The organism is Paraburkholderia sp. GAS348, assembly GCF_050434205.1.
Lineage (GTDB): Bacteria > Pseudomonadota > Gammaproteobacteria > Burkholderiales > Burkholderiaceae > Paraburkholderia.
On record NZ_JBNPVT010000011.1, the window covers coordinates 103,994 to 129,563 of the forward strand.

Below are 25,570 nucleotides of genomic sequence, written 5' to 3' on the forward strand. Positions count from 1 at the left end.
TCGCCTTACCGCGACAGAACCGTCATGTCGAACATCGCGATGGTCCCTGGCAGGCCGGCGCACCTCACTCGGCGGCCGGCCACTGGTGCGATGTATTTGAAATCCGCGACTGGAAAATCCAGCGCGTATTCATCTACCTCGATCCTGATTACGCGGGCAAGGACACAACGCACTATCCGTGGTTCGACAACCAAGGTTGACTGGCCGTCCGCCGTTTTTTCAGTTCTGATGTTGCGGGGGCGGTCGTGCGCTGTCTTGCATCAGGTCGGTCCGGACGGCATAGCCGCCGGTGTTTTCTGTTCACTTAGGAACCCAAATGCATATCATCGTTTATTGCCTCGATCATCCCGAGACGGCAGAGCGTCGTCGGACCCACTTTGCGGCACACAAGGCACGGTTGCAGGCTTCGCCGCTGCGTGCCCTGATTGCTGGGCCGCTGACCGAGCCGGACGGGACGACGAGCGGGAGCTTCTTTCTCTATGAGTCGGAAGATATTGAAACCGTCCGGCACTTCGTCCTCGATGATCCGTTTAACACGGCGGGCATCTGGAAGACAGTCGACATCCGGCATTTCGAGAACCGCGTCAATAGCCATTGACGGTGTGAAGAGGCGTCGCTTTCTACCCACAGCGTAGAAAGAAGACCGGCGCGTGAGCCGGTCTTCTTTCAGGCGTGAAGTGAGACTTACTGACTGACGCCGCCTGCAGCATTCGCTTTCTTCGCCTTGACGCGATACCTCCCAGACTCGTCACCAAAAATCTCCGTGCGTCGCCACGATCGAAATGGCTGGGGATCCGTGCGCTGCATGCTCGCGGGGATTCATCTGTCTCGGCGTTAGAAAGCCAGCCGGGACTAGACGCATTGAGCTCCGGTCCGATCTTAAAGATCCCTTACGCATCCCTCCGAGGGAGTACCTCTTCGCGCCCCTTGCTCCGCCGATATTGGCCGGTGAATGTCACCTGAGTGACGACACATCCTTGGGGAGACGAACATGAGTTCGGTAAACGATGCAGGTCAGGAACTTCATCTTGCCGCACCAGTAGATGCGACAGGACTGCATAGAAAGATAGGCTGGGCAGGCGCATTCTGGGTAGCCAGCGGCGTACCGGCGCTGGTGCTGTTCTCGGTCGGCTCGATTGCGGCGACCGTCGGCAAGCCGTCGTGGATCATCTGGGCGATTTCGATCTGTTTCGGCTTCATCCAGTCCTTTTCTTACGCCGAGATCGCCGGGCTGTTTCCGCACAAGTCCGGCGGCGCATCGGTGTATGGCGCGGTCGCCTGGGTGCGCTACAGCAAGCTGCTCGCGCCGCTCTCCGTGTGGTGCAACTGGTTCGCGTGGTCGCCGGTGCTGGCAATCGGTTCGGGCCTCGGTGCCGGCTACGTGCTGAACATGCTGTTCCCCGCAACCTCCGCGATCAACACATGGCAAATCACGCTGGTCGATCTGGGCTGGCTGTCGAGCGGGCTGAGTCTGCGGGTCAATGCCACCTTCGTGATCGGCGCCGCGATTCTGCTGACGACCTTCGCAATCCAGCACCGCGGCATTCTGCAAGCCGCGCGGCTCCAGATGATTCTCGGGATCTCCGCGCTGCTGCCGCTCCTGCTGGTCGGCGTCTATCCGCTGCTAACTGGCGATCTGCCGATGCACAATCTGTTTCCGCTCTACCCGCTGGCAAAAGACGCCGGCGGCCGCGTGATCGACGGCACGTGGAATCTGAGCAGCATCGAACTGATGGCCGGTGGACTTTTTATCGCCGCCTGGTCCACCTACGGATTCGAAACGGCGGTCTGCTACACGCGCGAATTCAAGGATCCGCGCCGCGACACGGTCAAGGCGATCGTCTATTCCGGACTCCTGTGCCTCGTGTTCTTTACGCTCGTCCCGCTCGCGTTCCAGGGCGCCCTCGGTCTCGGCCAACTCGTCTCGCCCGAGATCAAGGACGCCGCCGGCAACGTCACGCAGCCCGCTATCTACGATGGCATTCTGTCGCCGGGCATCTACAGCGGCATGGGCGTTTCCGAAGCGATGGCGCAAATCGTGCACGCCGGCAACCTGGGCGCATTCATTCTGAAACCGATGCTGGTGTTCGCGCTCGTGCTCGCCATCATGACGTCGATGGCGGGCTCGTCGCGCACGCTCTATCAGGCTTCCGTCGACGGCTGGCTGCCTAAATATCTGTCGCACGTCAACCACAACGGCGCACCGACCCGCGCGATGTGGACCGACCTCGCATTCAATCTCGTGCTGCTGCTGATGTCCGACTATGTCGTCGTCCTTGCGATGTCCAATGTCGGCTACATCATTTTCAACTTTCTGAATCTCAACGCCGCCTGGATTCATCGGCTCGACCGGTCGAGCTGGGAGCGTCCTTTCAAGGCGCCGAAATGGGTGCTCGGCGCCGGCACCGTGCTGTCGTTCGCCAATCTCGCACTGATGGGACTGGGCGCGGATGTATGGGGCAAAGGCACCCTGATTTCGGGCATCGTCTTCTCGGCGCTGATCGTGCCGGTGTTCATCTGGCGTCACTACGTGACGGACAAAGGCCGTTTCCCTGACGCGATGCTGGACGACATGGACCTGTCGAACTCCAGCAGCGAGCGGCGCGCGGGTTTTCTGCCGTATGCGGCATTAGTGCTCGGCGTGGTGGTCGTCTTCGTGAGCCACTGGATCACGACCTGACTACGCACGCTTGCTGGAAACCGCGCGCCCGTGTTGCGCGACCCTTCGCGCAACACGGGCGTTGTTCATCGCACGGCGAAGATCGCGCCTTCGATACCCAACACCTCGCTGCTGGCCGAATAGATACCGATGCCGCGTTCCCAGACGTTTCTTGGCACGCCATTCGCCCCGCGAATGCGATAGCGCAGTTCGAACGGTCTGCGATCCGCCAGTGATTCCTGCACGCCGCGCCAGACGTAATCAACGTCTTCCGGCACGATCAACTGGCTGTAGCTATGTTCGTGACTATCGACAAACCAGGTGGCCGGATAGCCGGTCAACTCTTCGCAGCCGTCGCTGACGAATTCCATCGACCACGATGGATTGTTGCGGCCGCGATAGATCAGTCCCGGCACGCCGTTCAGGAGACCCATTGCGCTGCGCAGCCTGGCTTCGATTGACGTCTCCTGACGTTTTTGCGCCGTGGCGTCGAATGCGGAGATAAAGAACGCGTCCTCGTGCCGACGGCATGCCACCTCCAGCCAGCGAAGCTGTCCGTGTGGATGAACGAAGCGGATTCGCTCGCGCATGCAGACTCCGCTTTCGTTGCGCAGCCGCTCCAGTATCGCTCGCCAGATCAGCCGATCTTCAGGATGCACGTACGCGGCCATCTCGACGCCCGCCGCACTCGTTTCCATCAGTTCGCTCCATGCAGCGTTTGCGTGGCGAATGCTGCCTTCGGTATCCACTTGCAGCAGCGCGACTGGATAGGCATCGAGGCCTAACGTGCCGGCGGCCAATTCGCTTACAACAGCATCGTCTCGCATTCGTTTATCCCTTCGTCATTGACGCGCCAGGGCATCGCGGTGAACCCACGCGGCGAGTTCAAGCCGGGAACGCAAATTCAGCTTACGTAGCAAATTCTTGACATAGACCTTGACGGTGCCGTCGCTAATGCCCAATTGCCGCGCGATCTGCTTGTTGCTCATGCCGTCCGAGATGAGCGCCAAAGTCTGCGCTTCGCGCTCGGTCAGTTCGACCTGACGAGGGCCTCTTTCGCCTTCGGGTGCGTCGACGTCTTTCGCCAGCAGCGTGACCAGACAATCGTCGAGCACGATCACGCCCTGCACGCAGTTGCGTATGTATAGGCGCAGGTCTTCGGGCTCGGTTTCCTTCAGCATATAGCCGTCGGCGCCAAGGCGCAGCGCGCTCAACAACTCGTTGCGATCGAGCGAGGCCGTCAGCACGACCTTGCGGCTCTCGATTTCGAGTTGGCCCAGTTCATCGAGCACGTGCAAACCACCCAGTCCCGGCATGTGAAGATCGATCAGGATCAGGCCAGGCCTTAACTGCTCCGCGAGCGCAATGCCCTGCCGGCCGCTGGACGCTTCGCCGACCACCTGAAACTCCCCGGTCGAGTTGAAGTACTCGGCGAGGCCGCGCCGGAACAGCGGATGGTCGTCAATCAGAAGCAACGTCGTCGGACCCATCAAAAGACACCCTCCTGGAAGCGTCATTCGGGACAAGCAGGCGCACCCGCGTGCCGTTCGGCTGCACATTTTCGATGGCAACGCGCGCGCCTATCGCGCGGGCACGCTCGCGCATGATCTCCAGCCCGTAGTGATTTTCGTCGACCGAAGCAGGCCTCAAACCTACGCCATCGTCGGTCACGGTCACACACAGGGTGTCCGCGGGACCGTCCATCACTTCGATCCGCGCATGTCGCGCGTGGGCGTGGCGAACCACGTTCGACAACGCCTCGCGCACGATCTGCAACGCGTGCAGCCCGACATCTGGCGCGAGTTGGATTTCGGGCATGCGGTTATCCAGTTCAAAAACCACGTTGCAGCGGCGCGAAAATTCATCGACGGAATCCGCCAGCGCCTGGCGCCACGAACGCCCTTCGAGCGTCAGGCGCGCGCCGGTGATCAACTGGCGAACGTCGCGCTGCAACCGCGTCATCGTGGTACGCAACTCTGCAATCAGCGGTTCCGCGACCTCGGGCTTGCGCGACTGCTGCTGCACCCGGCTAACGAGAAACGACATGAAGCCAAGCTGCTGCGCAACCGAATCGTGAAGCTCGCGGATCAGCACTTGCACGCCGTCGTCCGTAGTGTTTGCTTCCTGCTGGCGGTCTGGACATTCCTGCTGGATCAAGCCGATTGCGGCGCCGAGCGCCTGCACCGCATGGCCGACTTCAACCGCCAACAGATGGCTCGCAGGTGACGCCAGTTCGAGCAGAAGCATGGCGCCCCCGAACCTTGCAACCAGCCGAGCGCGGCCGTCGCGCAAGCATGCCGAACACAGCTGGGTCGACGGTTCGGCATGGGACGTCTTCAACGCGCAGTCGCGAGGTTCATCGCATGAGAGGACAACGCCGGACGCTCCCGTCAGCAACCTTTCGCCCGCGACCGCCAGCGTCGCGCGACTACCGGGAAGGTCCGCTTCGAGCCAGCCGACAAACTGCTGCAATGGCTGGATTGACCTCTGCCCGCCCGCGATGTCGACGAAGACCCGCAACAGCGCATCCCGGAAACGCAGCGAAAGATCGACGCCATCGACCTCACCAGCCGCTTGCGAGGATGCGCGTCGCCGCATCGGGGTCCGGCTCAACGCCATGCGGGGCATCCCGTGAGAAAAGCCTTTTAAACGCAAGAACCGTGCCGTAGTCCGCGCCATCCCGGCACTACTCCCTTGGTCATACCTCGTTGTCAGGATTGAACGGCGTTTCCCTTTAAGGAACTATTTTGCTTGTGGGGATGCAGTTTTCCGAGTGTTTTATCCGTCAGACCGGTGCTTCGCAACGCACTCGAATGGAGCAGGCGCCCCGTTTTAGTTCAGAAGCAAATGCACACGTTTGAAGCGAAACGTCATTCACGTGCTTTACCCGCATCGACAGAACCGGCGACTCAAGACATGACATCGACACACAACAGAACACCAGGCTCTCCCCCGAGCCTTCCGCGATATCAGGCGCTCCGGATATGTGAGGAGGCGCGTCAACACATCGTGGTCGTTCAAGCCGACGCACTCACGAAGATCGCGGCTTTCATCGCGACGCTGCCGGCAGCGCCTGACGTGAGCGTACTTCTCATTCAAGGCGACACGTCAGCAACGGCTCACCGCGCATCGTTCTTCCCGACACACGACGCGCTCGAGCGCCATCTTCTAGCGACCCTGGATCGCGCGGCAATCGGCTTGCGACTCTATGTATGCGGCGACGAAGCGTTTATCTGGCGCATCCGGCGCCTCGCCGTTGAAGCGGGCATGCTGGCGGAAGAAATCAGCGCCGAGCTCGATGCCACACCGCGCGCGGTGTATTGCGTGCATTGCAGCGCATCGCACGTGTACGACGCACTGCCTGAAGTCGAATGCATCGGCTGTGGCATCAACCTCGGCGTGCGCCAGCATTTCTCGCAGCGCGTCGGCGCGTATCTCGGCGTGTGCGCCGATCCGGATCGTCCTCACCTGGAGCACCGCGCATGAACACGATCGAGGTTCGAGTCGAAGCGACAAGGCTGCTGACGCCCGTGGTGCGCGAGTTCACGCTGACCGCCGTGCACGGCCGGTTGCCGAAGTTCTCTTCCGGCAGCCATATCCAGGTGCGGTTGCCGCTGGAGGAGCGCCCATTGCGCAACGCCTATTCGCTGCTCGGCGATCCGGCGAACGCGTCCAGCTATCGCATCGCCGTGCGCAAGCAGGATGATTCGCGTGGCGGCTCGGTGTTCATGCATGAGCGGGTCAGTGAAGGGTCGGCGTTGAAAATCACACCGCCGGCCAATCTGTTTGCGCTGCATTCCGGCGCGCGCGCTCACATCCTGATTGCGGGCGGCATCGGCATCACGCCGTTTGTCGCGCATGTCGCCGCTCTGGAGCGCGACGCCGCCGATTTCGAATTGCACTACGCCTACCGGCAAGGGCTCACCGACGCGTATCGCACCGAGTTGAGCGAGCGCCTGGGCAGCCGTTTTCATGGTTACGACGGCGAGCGCGCGCGCCTCGATATCGAACGGGTGCTGCGTGGCCGCCCGATGGGGACGCATGTCTATGTATGCGGTCCGCAAGCACTTCTGAATGCCGTGCGCGAGACAGCTCGGGTGCTCGGCTGGCCTGACGGCCGCGTGCACTGGGAAGCGTTCGCTGCGCCGCAGCCGGGCGCGCCGTTCGTGGTGACACTCATGCGCAGCGGCTCGAGGCTCGACGTGGCGGCAGACCAGAGCCTGCTGGAAGCGCTCGAAGCGAGCGGACTCGAGATTCCGAACCTGTGCCGCGGCGGGGTCTGCGGTCAGTGCGCGACCCGTCATGTTGCCGGTGAAGTCGACCACCGCGATCTGTTCCTGCACGAATCCGAGCGCGCCACGCATCTGATGCCGTGCGTCTCGCGTGCCCACAGCAGCTCTCTTTTCCTTGATCTCTGAGGACCGCGCCATGAGCGTCATTCTGAAACCCGCCGAAAGCTACCGTGAGGCGTTTTCGTTTCGCAACAGCGAAGCCGCCATTGCGCGCTTCCCTTTTCCGTTTCCCGAAGACGCCTACATGTATTCGGTGAATATCGAACCGGCCACGCCGCGCGACCCGGGCTCGGCCTTCGAGCACTGGTTCGATATCGACGAGCACTATCGCTCCGAAGTTGCCGAGCGCGCGATCGTGCTGCAAAACGATCCGCGCCGCTGCATGGTGATGCCGCACATGCAGAAAGCGTCGTGGGACGCGCTGGAAATGATCATGGAGCATCTCGCCCAGGATTATCCAGGGCTGTTTTCGCTGAAACGCACTGGTGATCGGTGGCTATGGCTCAATCGCGCACTCGGCATCGAGCAGGCGTTCCGTTTCGGCGACGCGCAGACGTTGCCGTGCGAGCCGCTCGAATACGTCATGCGGCAGACGCAAGGCGATATCGCGCTGCTCGATCAACGCGACGGCGACCTCTTCATGGATGCCGGCGTCATCACCGGACCTGCGGACTGGTCGCTCGCATTCGATGCGGGAATGAGTTTCAGGCAATGGCATTCGCCGGTGCCGATGGCGCACGAGATGGGCATCTTCGATCGCGCGCTGAAGTATCTGCTGAACATTCAGGTGGACCGTCCGGTACGGCGTCTGAACTGGACGCTCACGATCAATCCGCGCCTCGACACCGCGCCCGAGACTTACCACCTGTGGGGTGCGGAGCGCGGCCAGGTGACGCCGGAAAACGTCGCGCAATGCGTGCATCTGCGCGTCGAACTGCAATTCATGGCGCGGCTGCCGCAGAGCAACGCGCTGATGTTCAGCATCCGCACTTATCTGGCCAGCATGGCCGAGCTCGTCACTCATCCTGCGTGGGCGCGCCGTCTTCATCGGGTGCTGCGCGACCTGCCCGAACCTATTGCCGACTACAAGGGCATGACGCGCTACCGGAAGATCCTCGTCGACTGGTTGAGCCAGTTCGACAACGGCCTCTAACACGCCGCGCAATTCACGCACACCCCGACACCCTCACCTCTGGAGTAACAGACATGGCTAATTCATGGCGTATTTCCGCGCTCGCCGATCGACATCGCGCATTGGGCTCGAACCTGGAAGACTGGAATGGCATGGGCACCGCATGGACCTATTCCGGCGACCTCGCCGACCAGCACGAGGCGATTCGCACCAAGGCCGGTTTGATGGACGTCTCGGGTCTGAAGAAAGTTCACTACGTGGGGCCCCACGCGGAAAGCCTGCTCAACTGGGCGACCACGCGCGACGTCGGCAAGCTCTATCCCGGCAAGTCGGTGTATGCGGCGATGCTCAACGAAGATGGCAAGTTTATCGACGACTGCATCGTCTACCGGACCGGGCCGAACGCATTCATGGTCGTGCACGGCTCGGGAACCGGCCATGAACGTCTCGTGCGCTCGGCGCAAGGCCGCCAGGTGGCTGTCCTGTTCGACGACGATCTGCATGATCTGTCTTTGCAAGGTCCCGCTGCCGTGGACTTTCTCGCGGAACACGTACCGGGCATTCGCGATCTGCCTTATTTCCATCACCTGCAAACGCGGCTTTTCGGCAAACCGGTGATGATCTCGCGCACCGGCTACACCGGCGAGCGCGGCTACGAAATCTTCTGCAAAGCCGCAGATGCGCCTTTCATCTGGGACACCGTCCTCGACAAGGGCGCGACATTCGGCATCGTCCCGTGCGCGTTCACCGCGCTCGACTGGCTGCGCGTCGAAAGCTATCTGCTGTTTTTCCCCTACGACAACTCCGAGATGTATCCGTTCGCGAACGAAAAGGCGGGCGACACGTTGTGGGAACTCGGGCTTGATTTCACCGTGTCGCCGGGGAAAACCGAGTTCTGCGGCGCGGGCGAACACTTCCGTCTGCAAGGCAAGGAGCGCTTCAAGATCTTCGGCGTGCTGGTGGACTCCACCGAAGCGGCCAACGGTGGCGATGCCTTGTGGAACGATGGCAAGCAAGTCGGCGTCGTCACCTGCGGCATGGTCTCGCGGCTGACCGGCCGCTCGATGGCGATCGCGCGCCTCGACGTGGACTACGCACGCGCCGGCGCACCGCTCGAAGTGCGCGGCCGCATCAAGGCCCGTGCAAGCGCCGCCGAACTGCCGTTCGACGATCCGGAAAAGAAGAAACGCACCGCGATCGGTTAGTCCGTCGACGGTCTCCCGTTACGTCTCTCACGTATTTTCAGGAGTGTCGCAGTGACCCAGAACTACATACTGACGATCAGTTGCCCGGCCACCTCCGGCATCGTCGCGGCCGTCTCGTCCTATCTCGCGCAATCGGGCTGCTATATCGGCGAGCTGGCGCAATTCGACGACGAATCCAACGGCACATTCTTCATGCGTGCGGTGTTCCGCTTTAACGAAGCGAAAACCGGCAGCATCGACAAGTTGCGCCACGACTTCAGCAGCATCGCCAACGACTTCGCGATGCAATGGAAGCTCTACAGTGCGGCACAGCCGATGAAGGTGCTGCTGATGGTCAGCAAGTTCGACCATTGCCTCGCCGACCTGCTGTACCGGTATCACAAGGGCCAGCTGCATATGCAGATCACCGCCATCGTCTCCAACCATCTGGACCTGCGGCCGATGGCGGAGCGCGAGGGAATCCGTTTCATCTATCTGCCGGTGACACCGGAAACCAAGGACCAGCAGGAAGCCGAACTGCTGAAGATCGTCGCCGAAACGGAGACGGAACTCGTGGTGCTCGCGCGCTACATGCAGATCCTCTCCAACAACCTCTGCAAGCAGCTCGCCGGCCGGGCCATCAACATCCATCACTCGTTTCTGCCGGGCTTCAAAGGTGCGAAGCCGTATCACCAGGCATTCGAACGCGGCGTCAAGCTGATCGGCGCCACCGCGCACTACGTCACGTCGGATCTCGACGAAGGACCGATCATCGAACAGGAGGTGCAACGCGTCGATCACGTCCTGCAACCCGATGGTCTCGTGGCGATCGGGCGCGATACGGAAACGGTGGCGCTGTCGCGAGCGGTGAAATTCCACACCGAACATCGCGTCTTCCTCAACCGCGACCGCACCGTGATCTTCCGATGAACAAGGCCCCGATATCGTCGTCGCCGCTGTCGGGCGAGCGCAGATGATCGACGCAAGCTGGATCAAACCGGGTGCGACGGTTATCGACGTCGGCATCAATCGCATCGAAATCGGCGATAGAACGCGTCTCGTCGGCGACACGGGGTTCGATAGCGTCTCACGTGTGGCCGGCGCCATTACGCCCGTTCCCGGCGGTGTGGGTCCGATGACGATCGGCTTTCTGATGAAGAACACCGTTCTGGCTGCAAGGCGTCAGTCGCGGCAATAGGCAATGACGCTGCCGTGTATCGAGGAATCCACGTGCCCGACTGGCGTATCACCATCGCTTCCCAGCGGGAAATCCTGTGTTGTCGTACAAGACATCTAGTGAGTGAAAGACCATGAACAAGCGCGTCGCAATCATAGGTGCAGGCCCTTCTGGAATGGCGCAATTGCGCGCTTTCCAGTCCGCGGGAGAAAAAGGTGCGGACATTCCCGACATCGTCTGTTTCGAGAAGCAGAAGGAATGGGGCGGCATGTGGAACTACACGTGGCGCACCGGCACCGACGAGAATGGCGAGCCGGTGCACGGCAGCATGTATCGCTACCTGTGGTCCAACGGGCCAAAGGAATGTCTGGAGTTCGCGGACTACACCTTCGAGGAGCATTTCGGCAAACCGATCGCCTCGTATCCGCCGCGCGAGGTGCTGTGGGACTATATTCGCGGACGCGTCGAGAAAGCCGGCGTGCGGCCTTATATCCGCTTCAATACGACTGTCCGTCAGGTGAGCTTCGACGCCGCAACCAAAAAATTCACCGTCACCGCGCAAGACTTTTCCGCCGGCACGACGGTGTCCGAAGATTTCGATTACGTCGTCAACGCGTGCGGCCACTTCTCGACACCGAATGCGCCAACCTTCCCCGGGTTCGAGAGTTTTGGCGGCCGCATCCTGCACGCACACGATTTCCGCGACGCGCTGGAGTTCAAGGACAAGGACGTACTGCTGGTCGGCAGCAGCTATTCGGCAGAGGACATCGGCTCCCAGTGCTACAAGTACGGCGCGAAGAGCATCACGAGTTGCTATCGCACGGCACCAATGGGTTATCACTGGCCCGACAACTGGGAAGAGAAACCGCTCCTGCAGCGCGTGCGCGGCAACATCGCCTACTTCGCCGACGACACGCACAAGCGCATCGACGCGATTATCCTGTGCACCGGGTATCAGCATCACTTTCCGTTCCTGCCGGACGACCTGCGCCTGAAGACCGGTAATCGCCTGTGGCCATTGAACCTCTACAAAGGCATTTTCTGGGAAGACAATCCCGGCCTGATCTACCTCGGCATGCAGGACCTCTGGTATTCGTTCAACATGTTCGACGCTCAAGCCTGGTATGCGCGCGATGTGATCCTCGGACGCATCACATTGCCGCCAAAAACGGAAATGATCGTGCACAGCCTCGCATGGCGCGCGAAAGAAGAAAAGCTCGTCACCAATCAGGAAATGTTCGAGTTTCAGGGCAGCTACATCCAGGAGCTGCTCGACGCCACCGACTATCCGAGTTTCGACATCGAAGGCGTGAACCGCACGTTCCTCGAATGGAAACACGACAAGCATCACGACATCATGGGCTATCGCAACAAGTCCTATCGCTCGCTGATGACCGGCACGCAATCGCCGCCTCATCACACGCCGTGGCTGTCGGCGCTCGACGACTCGATGGAGGCGTATCTGGGCGAAGCCGCCCCGGCGCTGAAAGCCGCCAGCTAAGCGACGCGAACCAGGGAAGAACATGCTGATACGCACCCCCATGAGCTCGCGCCCCGCGGAGCCTGCGCTGTTTGCGCGCGAGGCCGGACGCGAACGATATCGCGTGGCGGGCGGCGGCCTCACGGTCGTCGCGCTCACGCCCGGCGATACCTTGCAGATCGTCGATATCGAAGGCCGGCAGCCCTGCGAACTGATGGCGTTCGATGCGCAAGGCAAAGCCGCGCTGGGCGCGCTCGAACTGCGAGCCTCGGCCGACGCATCATTCATTGCGAGTCATTTGCATGACGGCCCGCCCACGACTGTGCTGACCGGTCTACTCAAGCGTGGCGTCGATGCGAGCGCACGGCAGCCCGCGGCGACCATCTGGAGCGGCGATACGCCGGCGGGTTTTACCCGCGAGCTCGTGGCCGCCGGAGCACTGCTCGTCATCGTCGCCGCGCCGGGCATCGCAAGCGCAATCGATTCGCAGAATCCGCCCACCGGTTTGCGTCTCACGATCGATCGCGCGAATCCCGCGCTGCTCGCCGCGCCGCCGCTTCCCGCTCCGCTGGCCGACGTACTGAACGACTTCACGATCCGGCCCGGCATGGCCACCGCGTACACGGTGCGCGCGGGGGAATACATTCAGGTGCTGGACGTCGCGGGCCGGCAATGTTCGGATTTCGTCGCCTTCGATCTCGCCGCGCTGGATCGAAACGAAGAACTCGACCTCGACCAGACCGTGACGAGAACGCTGAACGGCAATGCGTATCCCGCACCCGGCCTGTTCTCGAAGTTCTTCAATCGACGCATGCAGCCCATGCTCGAAGTCGTACGCGACACGGTGGGACGTCACGACTCATTTGCACTGGCGTGCGCGGCTCGCTATTACGAAAGCCAGGGCTACTTCGGCCATAGCAACTGCAGCGACAACATGAGCCGCGCCCTCACCGCTTTCAACGTGGCGCCGCGCCCCGGCTGGCCCGCGATCAATTTCTTCTTCAACACCGGCATCAACGCACATCAGCAGATGACGCTCGATGAACCGTGGTCGCGCCCCGGCGACTACGTGCTGATGCGCGCGCTGACCGATCTCGTCTGCGTGAGCTCGTCCTGCCCCGACGACATCGATCCCGCGAACGGCTGGAATCCGACCGATATCCAGATCCGCGTCTATCCGAACAAGGAACGTTTCTCCATTGCCATGGCTACCCGAACCACGCCCGATGCCGAACCGGTCCTGACCCGCGAGTCAGGCTTTCATGCAAAGACGTCGGCGCTCACCCGCCATTTCACCGACTATCGCGGCTGGTGGCTGCCCACGCACTACGAGGGTTTCGGCACCGTCGAAGAATACTTCGGCTGCCGGGAGCGCGTCGCCATGATGGATCTGTCCGCGCTTCGCAAGTTCGAGATCATCGGTCCCGACGCGGAAGCCCTGTTGCAATTCTGCCTGACGCGCGACGTCCCGCGCCTCGCTGTCGGTCAGGTCGTGTATTCGGCGATGTGTTATCCGCACGGCGGCATGCTCGACGACGGCACGCTGTTGCGCCTTGGTCCGGACAATTTCCGCTGGATTTGCGGCGAAGACTACGCCGGTGTCTGGCTACGCGAACAGGCCGCAGCGCTCGGCATGAAAGTGTGGATCAAATCGGCCTCGGATCAGATTCACAATCTGTCGATTCAGGGACCGCTGAGCCGCGAGTTGCTCAAGCAGATGGTGTGGACGCCGCCCACCCAGCCGGCGCTCGAGAACCTCGGCTGGTTCCGCTTTCTGGTCGGCCGGCTCGACAACTACGAGGGCTGTCCAATCATGGTCTCGCGCACTGGCTATACCGGTGAACTCGGCTATGAAGTCTGGTGTCATCCGCAGGACGCCGAACGCGTGTGGGACCGCCTGTGGTCGACTGGGCAACCACTAGGCATGGTCCCGCTCGGACTGAACGCGCTCGATATGCTGCGCGTCGAAGCCGGCCTGATCTTCGCCGGGTACGAGTTCACCGACGAGACCGATCCGTTCGAAGCAGGCATCGGCTTTTCGGTGCCGCTGAAGAGCAAAGCCGACGACTTCATCGGTCGTGACGCGTTGCTTGCCCGCAGTGCGCATCCGCGGCACAAGCTGGTCGGGCTGGAACTCGACGGCAATGAGCCAGCGCATCACGGAGACTGCGTGCATGGGCAACACAACGCGCGGGCGCAGATCGGCGTGGTCACGAGCGGCGTGCGTTCGCCGATACTCGGCAAGAACATTGCGCTGTGCCGGATCGACATCACCCATGCCGAACCGGGCACGCATGTGCAGATTGGCAAGATCGACGGACATCAGAAACGCATCGATGCGCGAGTCGTGGCGCCGATCTTTTACGATCCGGACAAGAGCCGCGTCCGCGCCTGAACGGCAGCAGCACGGGCCCCGGCGTGCGCAAAGGCGCGCGGCTTGCGCCAGGTGGCGCGGCGGGGCGGCGCCACCAACCCCGCTCAATGCCGCATCAAGGACCACAATAGCAGCGCCACCAACAGCACTACGACCATCTGCCAGAACAGCACCGGATCGCTCTCGAGCAAGGGCTTGCGCCGAATCGGCGCCATCGCGTCCCCACCGCTCGAGAAACGTTCGAGGTCAGCGCAGACTTCGAGCACGTCCTGATACCTGCGCGCCGGATCGGGCTGCAGGGCTTTCTCAAGCACCAGGTCGAGCCATTGCGGCGCGTCCGGCCGGTACTGATAGAGCGGCACGCGGCCATTAAAACCATAGGGCAGCTTGCCGCCGCTAAACAGCCGGTACAGGGTCACGCCATACGCGAACACCTCGGAGCGCGCATCGCCCTGTGCGCCCTTCATCAATTCAGGCGCCATATAAGCGGGCGAGCCCGGTGCGACGTCGGGGCCCGGCAACTGCATGCCGGGCATATAACCGAAACCGAGATCGAGCAGGCGCGTGCTATTGCCCCACATCACCAGCACGTTCTCGGGTTTGATATCGCGATGGAAGATATTGCGGCGATTCAGCACGTCGATCGAACGGCCCAGCTGCCGCGCGATCTCGAGCGCACGCGGCAGCGCCATGGGCTGAGGCGCCGCCAGCAGTTTTTCGAGCGTGATGCCTGCGCCGAGCGGCATCACCACATAGAGCCGGGTTTGCCGGTCGGCATCGACCGGCATCGGCGCGAGCACGCCATCGTCGCCGATCTTGCCGGCCAGCCAGCGCTCGCGCACGATCGACTGGCGCACGTTCTCGTCCTGCTCGACACGCGGCTTGGGAAACTTGAGCGCCAGCGGCGTGCTCGGATCGGCCAGATCGTAGCCGGCGAAAATCCGCGAATAGAAGCCATCGCTCAACACGCTCTTGAGCAGATATCCATCGACCACGTCGCCGGCGTCGGGCACGGCCGGAATCGGCAAGGCGCCGACCACCCGCTCAAGGTAACCGACATCGAGCAAAGGCAGCTCGCCCACATCGAGCACCGCGCTCGTCACGTCGTCATGCGAGCCGCGCGTCACCGCCAGCGCGCCGAGCCGGCGTGCAGTTTCGAGCGCACCGCTGCGCGCCGCCAGCACCGTCTGCAACTCGCGCATCGGCACGCGGCGATAGAGCCCATCGGAGCACATCAGCAGGCGGTCGCCCTCGCGCAGCTCAAGGGTTTCGATGCGCGTCACCAGCGTCGGAAGCATGCCGACCGCATGCGCCACATAAGAACCGAAGGCGACTGGCACCACGTCGTCATCGCCAAGCTGGGTCAATTGGCCATCGCGCAGCAGATACAGCCGCACATCGCCGGCCGCCACCAGATACGCGGTAGCGCGACGCACGATCAGCGCCGCAAAGGACGCCGCCATCTGCGCCAATGCGGGATCGACGCGGCCGATCTGATGCAGCCAGCCGTGTATTGCCTCGAGCGCGCGTGCAGCGGCCACGCCGGGCTGCAAGGTGTCGGGGAGCCCGTAATAGGCATCGATAAAGGTCCGCACCGAGAGTTCGGCCGCGACCCGGCCGCCCTTGCTGCCGCTCACGCCATCGGCCAGCGCGATCACGCTGCCACGCGCGGCGCGCCCCGCCAGATCGCCGAGCATCACGCCGACGTAGTCTTCGTTGATGTGATCCTGCCCGCGGGCGCGGGCAGGGCAAGAGACACAGCCGATCTCGAGGGCGGCGCACTCGCCGCGCTCCGGCCGCAACTGCAAGTCGATTTCCTGGCCGCCCATGCCGCGACGGCTAGCAGGCCTTCCCTCTGGATCGTCTGGCATCCGGCCCGTGTTCGGTGCGGGCAAGCTATCCGGAGAGAAGGGTTCACTCATTTACTTTTTGCCGTGGGTCATCACGTCGCTTGTTTCCAGATCGTGCTCGATCTTCTCGAGCACCTGCGGCGAGCGCTTCTTGAGCATCAACAACCAGACTGCGCCAACCAGCATATACGCAACGAACAGATACGGCAGGATGTTATACGGATAATCGGGCACCGGATACACGCTGCCGATCACCGCGCCGACCATCGCCAGTGCGCCGAGCACGCCCCACAGCACGTTGATCGACTTGAGCTCGCCCTGCTTCTTCAGGTAGATCGGCGCCGAGATCGCAACCAGAAAATACGTGACCAGGAAGCCGAAGGTCGCGAACGTGCTGGTATAGCCGAAGGTGTTGAGCGGACCCGTGCCGAGCATCGCAATACACACGACGAAGGTCACGATCGAGGAAAACGCCACGGCCAGGTACGGTGTCTGGTGCGTGCGGTGCACCATACCCATCGAGCGGTGCACGAACTGGTAGCGGCCCATCGAATACAGCAGGCGGCTGGACGAGTTGATGCACGCAAGCACGCACGAGAACGCGCTGACCGAGGCGATCAGATAAAACACCGGGCCGAGCGGCGAGGCGCCGACGCTCGTGAGCAAGGTGTTGAGCACGGCCGAGTCGCCGCCGAGCTTGGCTGCGTCGTCGTGATAGGCGATCGTCATCGAATAGGCCACAAACATAAAGAACAGGCCCGACAGGATCAGGCTCCAGACCACCGCACGCGGAATCACGCGCAGCGGGTTCCTGGTTTCCTGGCCGAGCGAGGCCGCGCTTTCGAAACCCACGTACGAGAAGATGCCGAGCACCATGCCCTGCGCCATGCCCTTGCCGCTCACGCCCTGCAACCCCAGCTGCGCATGGTCGATGATATGGTCCGGATGCAGTGCGAGCACATAGATCAGCACACCGCCCACGATCACCACCGAAGCGGCTTCGATCGCCAGCGACAGACGCGAGGAGAGCTTCACGTCACGTGCCGAGAAGAACCAGGCCAGGCCGACAAAGATCGTGTAGACCGCCCACGACGGGATATTGATGCCCCAGGCGGAAAAAGCGTTCTGCACGAACACCACGCCTGCGGCGCCAACCCCCATCGCAGTACCCACGTATGCCGCGATCATCCCCCAGCCGGCAATGCCGCCCGCCATCGGTCCAAGCGCGCGCGAGATATAGATAAAGAACGAACCCGCCGTCGCGATCCGGCTCGAGAGCGCGATGATGCTCATGCTCACCAGCAGCAGCCCGAGCGTCGAAAGACCATAAATGAACCAGGTCCCCGCGCCGGCCAGCGCCGCGATCGCGGTCACATTGATCGACGGCGTGAAGGTCGGAGAAAGGTTCGCGATGGATTGGCCGATCACCTCGGAAAAACCTAAAGTACCGGCACGCAAGCCGCCTGACGATGCGGGCGCTACTGGCGCTGCTTGCGTGCTGCTTTGCGGAGTGCTCATATGGGGCTCCTGATGGATTGGTGAATCAAGGTTGAATACGCTCAACTCTTCCACAGTCAAAAAAATCGAAACAACTTAATTCATTTTGTCCACCCGGGAATCCACGAAGTACCCGCGAGCGGAATGCGCGCCATTGCCGCCGCCTCGACCGTCAGCGCGACCAGATCCTCAGGTTCGAGGTGATGGACGTTCTGCTTGCCGCACGCACGCGCGATCGTCGTCAGTTCCATATTCAGCGTCTTCAGGTAGTTGCGTACGCGGCGCGACCCTTCATCCGGCTGGACACGTTGTTCGAGCACCGCGTCCTGCGTGGTTACGCCGACCGGGCACTTGCCCGTGTGGCAGTGATGGCAGAAACCCGGCGACGTGTTCAACGCCGCGTAATCCGCCGCTGCCGGATGCAGTGCGCCGTTCTGAAAATACGTATCGCTGTTGCAGCCGAGCGCCATCAGCATGCCCTGCCCGATCGCCACCGCGTCCGCGCCGAGCGCCAATGCCTTCGCCACGTCAGCACCGGTGCGGATGCCGCCCGATACGATCAGTTGTACCTGGCCTTTCATATTCAGATCCTCGAGCGCATCGACGGCCTGGCGAACCGCGGCCAGCGTCGGAATGCCGACGTTCTCGATGAAGCAGGTCTGCGTCGCCGCCGTGCCACCCTGCATCCCGTCGATCACAACCACGTCCGCGCCCGCATGCACCGCAAGCTTGACGTCGTTGAACGTGCGGGTTGCGCCGACCTTCACGTAGATCGGTTTTTCCCAATCGGTGATTTCGCGCAGTTCCTGAATCTTGATCGCCAGATCGTCCGGGCCGGTCCAGTCAGGGTGACGGCTCGCCGAACGCTGGTCGACGCCGGCCGGCAAGGTGCGCATCGACGCGACGCGTGGATTGACCTTCTGCCCGAGCAGCATGCCACCGCCGCCCGGTTTCGCGCCCTGGCCGATCACGATTTCGATCGCATCGGCGCGGCGCACGTCGTCCGGGTTGAAGCCATAGCGCGACGGCAGGCACTGATAGACCAGCGTCTTCGACGAGCGGCGTTCTTCCTGCGTCATGCCGCCGTCGCCGGTGGTGGTCGAGGTGCCCATCGCGGTCGCGGCCTGGCCGAGCGCTTCCTTCACGTTCGCGGACAGCGCGCCGAAGCTCATGCCGGCAATCGTGATCGGAATGTCGAGCACGACCGGTTTCCTGGCAAAGCGGGTACCGAGCACTGTCTGCGTTGCGCATTTCTCGCGGTACCCTTCGAGCGGATAACGCGACAGCGATGCGCCGAGAAACAGGAGATCGTCGAAATGCGGCACGCGGCGTTTCGCGCCCAGACCGCGAATTTCATAGAGGCCGCGCTGCGCGGCCGAGTGGATATAGTCGATCGTCTTGCGGTCGTAGCCTTGCGACTCTTCCTGCTGCAAACGGGCGAAGTGAACGGGTTTGGCTTCCATGGAGACCTTCTTCGAGAGCGTGTATTCAATATTCCTGGTTCGCGTCGGCGTTCCAGTGATAGAGCGTGCGAGCGGAGGCGATCCGTTTGAACGACGCCGGGTCGTGGTCCATGCCGGCGGCGGTGAGCAGTGCGCGCACCGCGTCGATATCCGCCTGCGTCATCGGCTCGTACTGCGCGTCCGCGCCGAGCGATTTCACTTCGCCGCGCACGTACAGCACCGCTTCGTAAAGCGAGTCGCCGAGCGCATCGCCCGCATCGCCGCAGATCACCATGCGCCCGGCCTGAGCCATGAACGCCGAGAAGCTGCCGACCGAGCCGCCCACCACGATGTCGCCGCCCTTCAGCGAAATACCGCAACGCAGGCCCGCATCGCCGTCGATCACCAGCAGACCGCCATGCGCGGAAGCGCCCGCGCCGTTCGAGGCAAACCCCTTCACGTGCACCTTGCCGCTCATCATGTTTTCCGCGACGCCGGTGCCCGCGCTGCCGTCGATCTCGATCGTCGCGTGTTTGTTCATGCCGCCCGCGTAATAGCCGGCGTGACCGGCGATCGTCACCCGCATCGGCGCATCCACACCGACCGCGAGGTTATGCGCGCCGTTCGGCGCGACGACCATCACCGCCTGGCCTTCCAGTTCGCTCGCTGGTTTGTGCAAGAACTGGTTCAACTCACGGACCGTCGTGCGCTCCAGATCGAAAGTCAGGCTTTCCATACATACATCTCCTCAGGTGCGGGTTCGAAGACCCTGGCGTTCTTGATATCGGGCAGATGCGCGAGCGAACGGAACTCGGAAGCGATCGCGACGTAGTCGTCGTTTTCCGCGACCACCGCCGGCTTGCACGCGAACGGGTCACGAATCAGCGCGAGTTCGGTCGAGGTGCCCATCAGGAACGTGTAGAAGCCGTCGAGTTCTTCGAAACCCTTCTGCAATGCGACCGGCAGCGTGTCGCCTTCGCGCAGCCGCCATTCGAGAAAGCGGCAGGCGGCTTCGGTGTCGTTGTCGGTATCGAAGTGAATGCCTTGCGGTTCGAGCTTGCGGCGCACGCCGTGCGCGTTCGACAGCGAACCGTTGTGAACCAGGCAGAAATCGTCGCCGGCCGTGAACGGATGGGCGCGGTCGGGCGTCACGGCGGATTCGGTCGCCATGCGCGTATGACCGACCAGATGCGAGCCCTTCAGGTTCGCAAAGTCATAACGCCTGGCGACTTGCGACGGCGAGCCGATATCCTTGTACAGATCGATCGACCGTCCGCTCGAGAGCAGATACAGCTTCGGATAGCGTTCGCGCAGCCACGTCTTCACGCGCTCGACGTTGCCTTGCACCGTCAGCACCGCATGATTGCCCTTCGCATCGACGCGGGCGGTCACGTCCATCGCCGCGTTCAATGCGTCCAGCAGCGGTTGCCATGCGAAGTCCGCGCCTTCGTCGGTGAAACCCGCGTAGATGCTCAGCTTGCGCTGACTCGCATCGACCGGTTTGCCGAACACCGCGAGGCCCGCCGAATCCGGTCCGCGCTCGGTCATGCCGATCAGCATCGGCACCATCAGTTCGCCGAGCCGTTCGCGCAGTGCCGGCGTTTTGACCAGCAAGCCTACAATTCCGCACATAGTGCTTCTCCTTAGAAAAACTCGAGGTAGGTCTTCAGTTCCCAGTCCGATACGTGGCGCATGTATTCGAGCCACTCCATCCGTTTGAGCTTGAGAAATTCATCGGCAACCGGGCCGAGCGCGTCGCAGATCACGCGGTCGCTTTCGAGCGCATCGAGCGCCTGCTCGAGGTTCTGCGGCAGCACGCCGATGCCGTGTTCGGAGAGTTTCATGGGCGACCATTCGTAGAGGTTCTCGTTAGCCGGTTCGCCCGGCGACAGAGCGCGGTCGATGCCGTCGAGCCCCGCAGCGATCACTGCTGCCGTTGCCAGATACGGATTGCAAGCGCCGTCGGGCAGTCGCAGTTCGATGCGCTCGCCGGGCATACGCACCATCGTCGAGCGGTTGTTGTCGCCGTAGCTGATGTACGCCGGCGCCCACGTTGCGCCCGTCAGCGAGCGGCCGACCACCAGCCGCTTGTACGAGTTCACGGTCGGATTGCACAGCGCGGTCAGAGCCGGTGCGTGCGCGAGCAGGCCGGCCGTGAACTGGTAGCCGAGCTTGGAGAGACCCATGCCGAGCTGGTCCGACGGATCCGCGAACAGATTGCGCTCACCATCGCCAATCGACATATGCATATGCATGCCGTTGCCGGGACGGTTCGCGAACGGCTTCGGCATGAACGAGCAGATCATGCCGAGTTCATTGGCGATCTCGGAGGCCGCCATCTTGAAGAACACGTAGTGATCGCACGAGGTCAGGCAATCGGTGTACGTGTAGTTGATTTCGAACTGACCGTTCGCGTCTTCGTGATCGATCTGATAGACGTCGATGCCGACCGCGCGCATCGATTCGGTGAGCTTTTCCAGAAAGACGCGCGTGCGCGACAAGCCTTTGTAGTCGTAGCACGGTTTGGCGAGCGTATCGCTTGGATCGCACGGCTCCAGCGTGCCCGACGCCGAACGTCGCAGCAGCGAGAATTCTGGTTCGAGGCCTGTGAAGAGCGTCCAGTTGCGCTCGCTCATGCGAGCGACCTGCTTCTTCAGTGTCACCCGGGAATCGTATTGCCAGGCCTCTCCATCCACGTGACCGTCGCAGACGATCCGCGCGAGGCCCGGCTGCCAGGGCACTGGCGTGAGCGTCGTCAGATCGCCCACGGCCATGTAGTCGGGACCATTCGGCGCGATGCCGACGCCCCAGATCGCAAACCCCGCGAAGCCGGCGCCGGCTTTCAGCACGCTCTTCAGATGACTGACCGGCACCGACTTCGCCTTGGCTACCCCGTGAATATCCACAAACTGCGCCAGCACGTACTTCACGCCCTGCTGCGTCAGATACGCTTGCGCCTCTTCCGCCGAGCCGAAGCGGGGCACGCATCCGAGCTCGTTGACCGGCAGCTTGCTCGCATCGTTCAGGTTCATCGCCACTCCTTGCAACTGCATCTTTCGTGGTTTGGAAAGCCACACGCGGTGCGTGTGACCGGGTTATGCAACACGCTCTCGAACGCCGGTTGCGGCGCGCTTCAAGCCTGTCTTCAATCAGCCGGGTACTTTATTGACGAGCAACAAAGATTCCCCAGGTGAAACTCTTTGCGCGCGACCCGGCGCTGTAATCTGCTACGCTTTCCTTTTCCGTGAGGCCTACATGCAACCCGGTGAAGACAACAAAACGCCGCTCGAACGCTACCTTGGTAACACCATCCGCGAACTACGCCAGCGCCACGGCCTGACCATTGCTCAGGTTTCCGCTCAGGCCGGCATCAGCCGCGGCATGCTCTCAAAGATCGAGAACGCGCAGACTTCCGCAGGTCTCGAGGTCCTCAACCGCATCGCCCAGGCGCTCGGCGTTTCGCTCTCCATGCTGTTCCGCAATTTCGACGTGCCACAAGGCGGCGCACAACTCGTCAAAAAAGGCGGCGGCATGGAAGTGGTTCGCAAGGGCACCAAAAGCGGCCACACCTATCACCTGCTTGCCTACGACCAGGGTCCGCGCAAACTCTTCGAACCCTTTCTGATCACGATGGAGGACGAGGCTGAACGCTTTCCGGTGTTCGAGCATCCGGGCACCGAGTTCATTCACATGCTCAAGGGTGTGCTCGAATACCGCCACGGCCAGCACACCTACATCCTGCATCCCGGCGACACCCTCACCTTCCAGGGCGAGATACCGCACGGTCCGGAACGCCTGATCAAGACACCCATTCAATTCCTGTCGATCTTCGTGTATCCGCAATCGAGTGCGGCTGACTGATCGCTCGCCGTCTCCATTGCAACCGACGCCTCTATCAATGCAACGTTTGTGCCATGTTTATCTGAGTGAATCAAAGATTCCCACCGATAAACGCTTTGGGCGCCACACGCCGTTCCTGACATCTATGCTGAAAGGCTCGTCAGCCTGACTGCGGTGCACATCGTTGTTGTGACTGGTGCGACTTTGCACAAAAACGAGGTGTGCGGTTAAGCAGCGTTAAAAGCAACGCTTATACAAACCGGCGCTATAGCGCCTGAATCAGCGCAATGCATCGTCCGGCAGATCGGGCAGTGCCCGCGCGAGCGACGGTTGAATCGCGTTGTCCAGCACGCCGCGCGTCAGCATGACGATGTCGCCGGCGAACTGATCCCACTCGCCCTGCCGATGCAGCAGAAAAAAATCGCGCCGCCCGAGACGGCTCGGCGGCAACGGCATCACCGCGATATCGTCCAGATAGTGCCGTGCCTGCCACAGACACAAGGGCGTCGAAATCGCAAAGCCCACCCGCGCGGCCACCAGACTCAGCAAAGGGTCGGTCGCGTCGAACTCGTAACGCCGCGGGCTGTTGATGCCGAGATGGCGCGCGAAACGCTCGATCTGCTGGCCGATCACCGAGCGCGCCGTATAGCGGATCAGCGGCAGTTCGAGCGCGAGCGTGCGCCAGTCGATATTGCGGCGTCCGCTCAAGTGGCTACGCGCAACCACCACCACGAATGCCTCGGAAAACAGCGGCACTTCGACGATCCGTGCGTCGTTCAGCGTGGTTTGCGTGCAGATCGCGATATCCAGTTCGCGGTCGTGCAACTGCTTGCTCAGGCCCGGCGTGAGACCAGACCACATGGAAATCTGCCGCTCGGAATTCGACACCGCGCGGATCAGTTCAGGCCCGACGGTCGCCGCAAACGAATCGACGCAGCCGAGGCGCACCGGCATCTTGCCCGTATGTGACGCATCGCCGATGCGGGCGCTCACCATCTGCGCGTGCTCGATCAACGGGCCCGCCAGTTCGAGCAGCGCGCGCCCCACCACGTTCGGACGCGGCGGGCGGCTCTCGCGGTCGAACAATGTCAGGCCCTGGTCGCGCTCCAACGCGGCGATCGACTGGCTGATCGCGCTCTGGCTCACGCCGAGCTGCTTTGCGGCGCCCGTCATCGAGCCGCTGTCGCAGACAGCCACAAAAGCCTGCAACGCGCGCAGATCGATCGGGGTCGGGGTTCGTCTCATGAAATGCTCCGCTCGCGTGGGTGACATGCTGGTCATCCTGCGCGGTACGACAGCATGGTGCCGAGGTTCGCAGGGTTAGTGTGCAGGATGAGAAATTGCACTGGCTCTCCATAAGTTTGCCTAATACAAAATTGGCGCGGCCAACGTTTTCCTAGAATTCGCCTCATTGCCCACACAGAGGTCCACATGAGCCACTACGATTTCATCGTGATCGGCGCTGGTGTCATCGGCGCATCGGTCGCCCATCATCTCGCCGCACTGGGCGCGCCTAGCGTGCTGGTTATTGAACAGGGCACGATCGGCGCGGGCACCACGTCACAGTCGTCCGGCCTGTTGCGCACGCACTATTCGGTGCGCCAGAACGTGGAACTCGCGCGCTCTTCGTGGTGGGCATTCAATAACTTCGCCGAGTATCTCGGCGACGACGAAGCGTCCTGTGGTCTCGTCAAATGCGGCTATCTGATTTGCGCGCCCGATGGCGACAAGCTGGAGCCGCTGCGCGCCTCGCTCGCCGCCCAGCAGGATATGGGCATCGAAGTGCAACTGCTCGACAAGGCGCAGGCGCACGAGCGCCTGCCGATCGCGAGCTTCGACGACGCCGCACTGATCGGCTATGAACCGGAGGCGGGTTTTGCGGATGCCTATCTGGTGGCGACCGGCTTTGCCCGGTCGGCGCGCCGGCGCGGTGTCAAGATCCTGGAAGGCGTGACGGTCAAAGGCATCGTCCGCGAAGGACGCCAGATCACCGGTGTCGCAACCAGCGCGGGCAACTTCAGCTGCGGCACACTGATCAGCACGCAGAACATCTGGACACCGGAACTCGCCGGCTGGATCGGCGTGCCTCTGCCGGTCAAGCCGGAGCGTCACACGGTGCTCGCACTCGAATGCGACGGCGCCGCGTATTCGTTCAGGATGCCCGCGTTCAAGGACCTCGGCTCGGCCGGCATGCTCTATTACCGCAGTTATGGTGGCAGCCAGATGCTGGTGTCGGAAGGTGTGGTGGGCGAAACGCTGAATTCGCCGGAAACGGAACAGGGCGATATCTCGCTCGACTACGTCGCCGAAGTCGGCGCCCAGGTGGCCGAACGCTTCCCGGCCTATGAGGCCGCAGGTCTGGCTTCGTCATGGACCGGTGTCTACGACGTGACGCCCGACTGGAACCCGGTACTGGGCAAGGTCGGCGATATCGAGGGTCTCGTAGTCGGTTTCGGTTTTTCGGGGCACGGCTTCAAGCTCTCGCCCGGCATCGGCAAGATCCTCGCCCAGCATGCACTCGGCCTGCCCACCGAGGTTTCCCTCGCGCCCTACGCGCTCGACCGGTTCGCCAGCGGCGCACTGCTGGTGGGCAAGTACGGCTCGGGCGCGGTCTCCTGATCGAAGGATGCTCCCGTCATGACA

21 protein-coding genes and 1 pseudogene are annotated in these 25,570 nt (G+C 62.2%); 12 read left to right on the forward strand and 10 right to left on the reverse strand.

Features of this window, described 5'->3' with window-relative positions; genetic code table 11:
• Positions 1–316: 316 nt before the first annotated feature.
• Positions 317–598 carry a YciI family protein gene (locus P3T22_RS19705; protein WP_063496466.1) on the forward strand — a complete coding sequence of 94 codons (282 nt, stop codon included), beginning with the start codon at positions 317–319 and terminating at the stop codon, positions 596–598.
• Between the two features lie 393 nt (positions 599–991).
• Positions 992–2,680 carry an APC family permease gene (locus P3T22_RS19710; RefSeq protein ID WP_063496467.1) on the forward strand — a complete coding sequence of 563 codons (1,689 nt, stop codon included), beginning with the start codon at positions 992–994 and terminating at the stop codon, positions 2,678–2,680.
• Between the two features lie 65 nt (positions 2,681–2,745).
• Here P3T22_RS19710 and P3T22_RS19715 read toward each other — a convergent pair whose 3' ends face one another.
• The 3 genes from P3T22_RS19715 to P3T22_RS19725 are packed head-to-tail and all read right to left on the reverse strand — an operon-like array spanning position 2,746 to position 5,257.
• Entirely contained in the window at positions 2,746–3,486 is a 741-nt protein-coding gene (locus tag P3T22_RS19715; RefSeq protein ID WP_429325881.1) for a PAS domain-containing protein, read from the reverse strand.
• Between the two features lie 15 nt (positions 3,487–3,501).
• Complete coding sequence (locus P3T22_RS19720; RefSeq protein WP_429325882.1) at positions 3,502–4,149, reverse strand: response regulator; 648 nt, start codon at positions 4,147–4,149, stop codon at positions 3,502–3,504.
• On the reverse strand, positions 4,121–5,257 hold the full coding sequence (locus P3T22_RS19725; protein WP_429325883.1) for a sensor histidine kinase: 1,137 nt from the start codon (positions 5,255–5,257) through the stop codon (positions 4,121–4,123). Before P3T22_RS19725 ends, P3T22_RS19720 begins: the two co-directional genes overlap by 29 nt.
• A gap of 318 nt (positions 5,258–5,575) precedes the next feature.
• On the opposite strand from P3T22_RS19725, the gene P3T22_RS19730 reads away from it, so the two are divergent.
• The 8 genes and pseudogenes from P3T22_RS19730 (at position 5,576) to P3T22_RS19765 (ending at position 14,319) form a co-directional block, all read left to right on the forward strand.
• Positions 5,576–6,145, forward strand: a complete 570-nt coding sequence (locus P3T22_RS19730) for a dimethylamine monooxygenase subunit DmmA family protein (protein ID WP_429325884.1) — start codon at positions 5,576–5,578, stop codon at positions 6,143–6,145.
• Positions 6,142–7,077, forward strand: a complete 936-nt coding sequence (locus P3T22_RS19735) for a PDR/VanB family oxidoreductase (RefSeq protein ID WP_429325885.1) — start codon at positions 6,142–6,144, stop codon at positions 7,075–7,077. The genes P3T22_RS19730 and P3T22_RS19735 overlap by 4 nt, the downstream gene beginning before the upstream one ends.
• Before the next feature lie 10 nt (positions 7,078–7,087).
• Complete coding sequence (locus P3T22_RS19740; protein ID WP_429325886.1) at positions 7,088–8,104, forward strand: heme-dependent oxidative N-demethylase family protein; 1,017 nt, start codon at positions 7,088–7,090, stop codon at positions 8,102–8,104.
• Between the two features lie 53 nt (positions 8,105–8,157).
• Positions 8,158–9,288 (forward strand): aminomethyltransferase family protein, encoded by a 1,131-nt coding sequence (locus P3T22_RS19745; protein ID WP_063496473.1) that lies wholly within the window; start codon positions 8,158–8,160, stop codon positions 9,286–9,288.
• A 51-nt stretch (positions 9,289–9,339) separates the two neighbouring features.
• A complete protein-coding gene (gene purU, locus P3T22_RS19750) occupies positions 9,340–10,197 on the forward strand; it encodes a formyltetrahydrofolate deformylase (RefSeq protein ID WP_429325887.1) in 858 nt (285 codons plus the stop codon).
• Positions 10,198–10,207: 10 nt separating this feature from the next.
• Positions 10,208–10,465, forward strand: a pseudogene (locus P3T22_RS19755) (bifunctional methylenetetrahydrofolate dehydrogenase/methenyltetrahydrofolate cyclohydrolase); the annotation flags it as partial.
• 112 nt (positions 10,466–10,577) lie between these two features.
• Positions 10,578–11,945, forward strand: a complete 1,368-nt coding sequence (locus tag P3T22_RS19760; protein WP_429325888.1) for a flavin-containing monooxygenase — start codon at positions 10,578–10,580, stop codon at positions 11,943–11,945.
• Positions 11,946–11,985: 40 nt separating this feature from the next.
• Entirely contained in the window at positions 11,986–14,319 is a 2,334-nt protein-coding gene (locus P3T22_RS19765; protein ID WP_429325889.1) for a DUF1989 domain-containing protein, read from the forward strand.
• 83 nt (positions 14,320–14,402) lie between these two features.
• Here P3T22_RS19765 and P3T22_RS19770 read toward each other — a convergent pair whose 3' ends face one another.
• The 6 genes from P3T22_RS19770 to glnT all read right to left on the reverse strand — a co-directional run bounded on the left by P3T22_RS19770 (position 14,403) and on the right by glnT (position 22,119).
• Positions 14,403–16,220, reverse strand: a complete 1,818-nt coding sequence (locus P3T22_RS19770) for a bifunctional protein-serine/threonine kinase/phosphatase (RefSeq protein WP_429325890.1) — start codon at positions 16,218–16,220, stop codon at positions 14,403–14,405.
• Positions 16,221–17,666 carry an APC family permease gene (locus tag P3T22_RS19775; protein WP_063496477.1) on the reverse strand — a complete coding sequence of 482 codons (1,446 nt, stop codon included), beginning with the start codon at positions 17,664–17,666 and terminating at the stop codon, positions 16,221–16,223.
• An 80-nt stretch (positions 17,667–17,746) separates the two neighbouring features.
• The gene (locus P3T22_RS19780) at positions 17,747–19,108 is read right to left on the reverse strand and encodes an FMN-binding glutamate synthase family protein (protein WP_063496478.1); all 1,362 of its coding nucleotides are present in this window, start codon (positions 19,106–19,108) and stop codon (positions 17,747–17,749) included.
• Positions 19,109–19,133: 25 nt separating this feature from the next.
• A complete protein-coding gene (locus tag P3T22_RS19785) occupies positions 19,134–19,823 on the reverse strand; it encodes a protein glxC (RefSeq protein WP_063496479.1) in 690 nt (229 codons plus the stop codon).
• Positions 19,811–20,719 carry a class II glutamine amidotransferase gene (locus P3T22_RS19790; RefSeq protein ID WP_429325891.1) on the reverse strand — a complete coding sequence of 303 codons (909 nt, stop codon included), beginning with the start codon at positions 20,717–20,719 and terminating at the stop codon, positions 19,811–19,813. Before P3T22_RS19790 ends, P3T22_RS19785 begins: the two co-directional genes overlap by 13 nt.
• Before the next feature lie 11 nt (positions 20,720–20,730).
• Positions 20,731–22,119: a type III glutamate--ammonia ligase gene (gene glnT, locus P3T22_RS19795; protein WP_429325892.1), complete on the reverse strand. Its 1,389-nt coding sequence runs from the start codon at positions 22,117–22,119 to the stop codon at positions 20,731–20,733.
• Between the two features lie 223 nt (positions 22,120–22,342).
• On the opposite strand from glnT, the gene P3T22_RS19800 reads away from it, so the two are divergent.
• Entirely contained in the window at positions 22,343–22,948 is a 606-nt protein-coding gene (locus P3T22_RS19800) for a helix-turn-helix domain-containing protein (protein WP_063496481.1), read from the forward strand.
• Positions 22,949–23,206: 258 nt separating this feature from the next.
• Here the strand turns inward: P3T22_RS19800 and P3T22_RS19805 are convergent, their stop codons facing one another.
• Entirely contained in the window at positions 23,207–24,172 is a 966-nt protein-coding gene (locus P3T22_RS19805; protein ID WP_429325893.1) for a LysR family transcriptional regulator, read from the reverse strand.
• Positions 24,173–24,358: 186 nt separating this feature from the next.
• On the opposite strand from P3T22_RS19805, the gene P3T22_RS19810 reads away from it, so the two are divergent.
• Entirely contained in the window at positions 24,359–25,546 is a 1,188-nt protein-coding gene (locus P3T22_RS19810) for an NAD(P)/FAD-dependent oxidoreductase (protein WP_063496483.1), read from the forward strand.
• The last annotated feature ends 24 nt before the right edge of the window (positions 25,547–25,570 follow it).

Bases quoted from the DNA above. Each gene is read 5' to 3' on its own strand.
- P3T22_RS19725 (WP_429325883.1), bottom strand. From the start codon at position 5,257: ATGCGGCGACGCGCATCCTCGCAAGCGGCTGGTGAGGTCGATGGCGTC.
- P3T22_RS19710 (WP_063496467.1), top strand. From the start codon at position 992: ATGAGTTCGGTAAACGATGCAGGTCAGGAACTTCATCTTGCCGCACCA.
- P3T22_RS19735 (WP_429325885.1), top strand. From the start codon at position 6,142: ATGAACACGATCGAGGTTCGAGTCGAAGCGACAAGGCTGCTGACGCCC.
- glnT (WP_429325892.1), bottom strand. From the start codon at position 22,119: ATGAACCTGAACGATGCGAGCAAGCTGCCGGTCAACGAGCTCGGATGC.
- P3T22_RS19800 (WP_063496481.1), top strand. From the start codon at position 22,343: ATGCAACCCGGTGAAGACAACAAAACGCCGCTCGAACGCTACCTTGGT.
- P3T22_RS19740 (WP_429325886.1), top strand. From the start codon at position 7,088: ATGAGCGTCATTCTGAAACCCGCCGAAAGCTACCGTGAGGCGTTTTCG.
- P3T22_RS19770 (WP_429325890.1), bottom strand. From the start codon at position 16,220: ATGAGTGAACCCTTCTCTCCGGATAGCTTGCCCGCACCGAACACGGGC.
- P3T22_RS19730 (WP_429325884.1), top strand. From the start codon at position 5,576: ATGACATCGACACACAACAGAACACCAGGCTCTCCCCCGAGCCTTCCG.
- P3T22_RS19720 (WP_429325882.1), bottom strand. From the start codon at position 4,149: ATGGGTCCGACGACGTTGCTTCTGATTGACGACCATCCGCTGTTCCGG.
- P3T22_RS19810 (WP_063496483.1), top strand. From the start codon at position 24,359: ATGAGCCACTACGATTTCATCGTGATCGGCGCTGGTGTCATCGGCGCA.
- P3T22_RS19805 (WP_429325893.1), bottom strand. From the start codon at position 24,172: ATGAGACGAACCCCGACCCCGATCGATCTGCGCGCGTTGCAGGCTTTT.
- P3T22_RS19715 (WP_429325881.1), bottom strand. From the start codon at position 3,486: ATGCGAGACGATGCTGTTGTAAGCGAATTGGCCGCCGGCACGTTAGGC.
- P3T22_RS19780 (WP_063496478.1), bottom strand. From the start codon at position 19,108: ATGGAAGCCAAACCCGTTCACTTCGCCCGTTTGCAGCAGGAAGAGTCG.
- P3T22_RS19775 (WP_063496477.1), bottom strand. From the start codon at position 17,666: ATGAGCACTCCGCAAAGCAGCACGCAAGCAGCGCCAGTAGCGCCCGCA.
- P3T22_RS19760 (WP_429325888.1), top strand. From the start codon at position 10,578: ATGAACAAGCGCGTCGCAATCATAGGTGCAGGCCCTTCTGGAATGGCG.
- P3T22_RS19790 (WP_429325891.1), bottom strand. From the start codon at position 20,719: ATGTGCGGAATTGTAGGCTTGCTGGTCAAAACGCCGGCACTGCGCGAA.
- P3T22_RS19705 (WP_063496466.1), top strand. From the start codon at position 317: ATGCATATCATCGTTTATTGCCTCGATCATCCCGAGACGGCAGAGCGT.
- P3T22_RS19765 (WP_429325889.1), top strand. From the start codon at position 11,986: ATGAGCTCGCGCCCCGCGGAGCCTGCGCTGTTTGCGCGCGAGGCCGGA.
- P3T22_RS19745 (WP_063496473.1), top strand. From the start codon at position 8,158: ATGGCTAATTCATGGCGTATTTCCGCGCTCGCCGATCGACATCGCGCA.
- P3T22_RS19785 (WP_063496479.1), bottom strand. From the start codon at position 19,823: ATGGAAAGCCTGACTTTCGATCTGGAGCGCACGACGGTCCGTGAGTTG.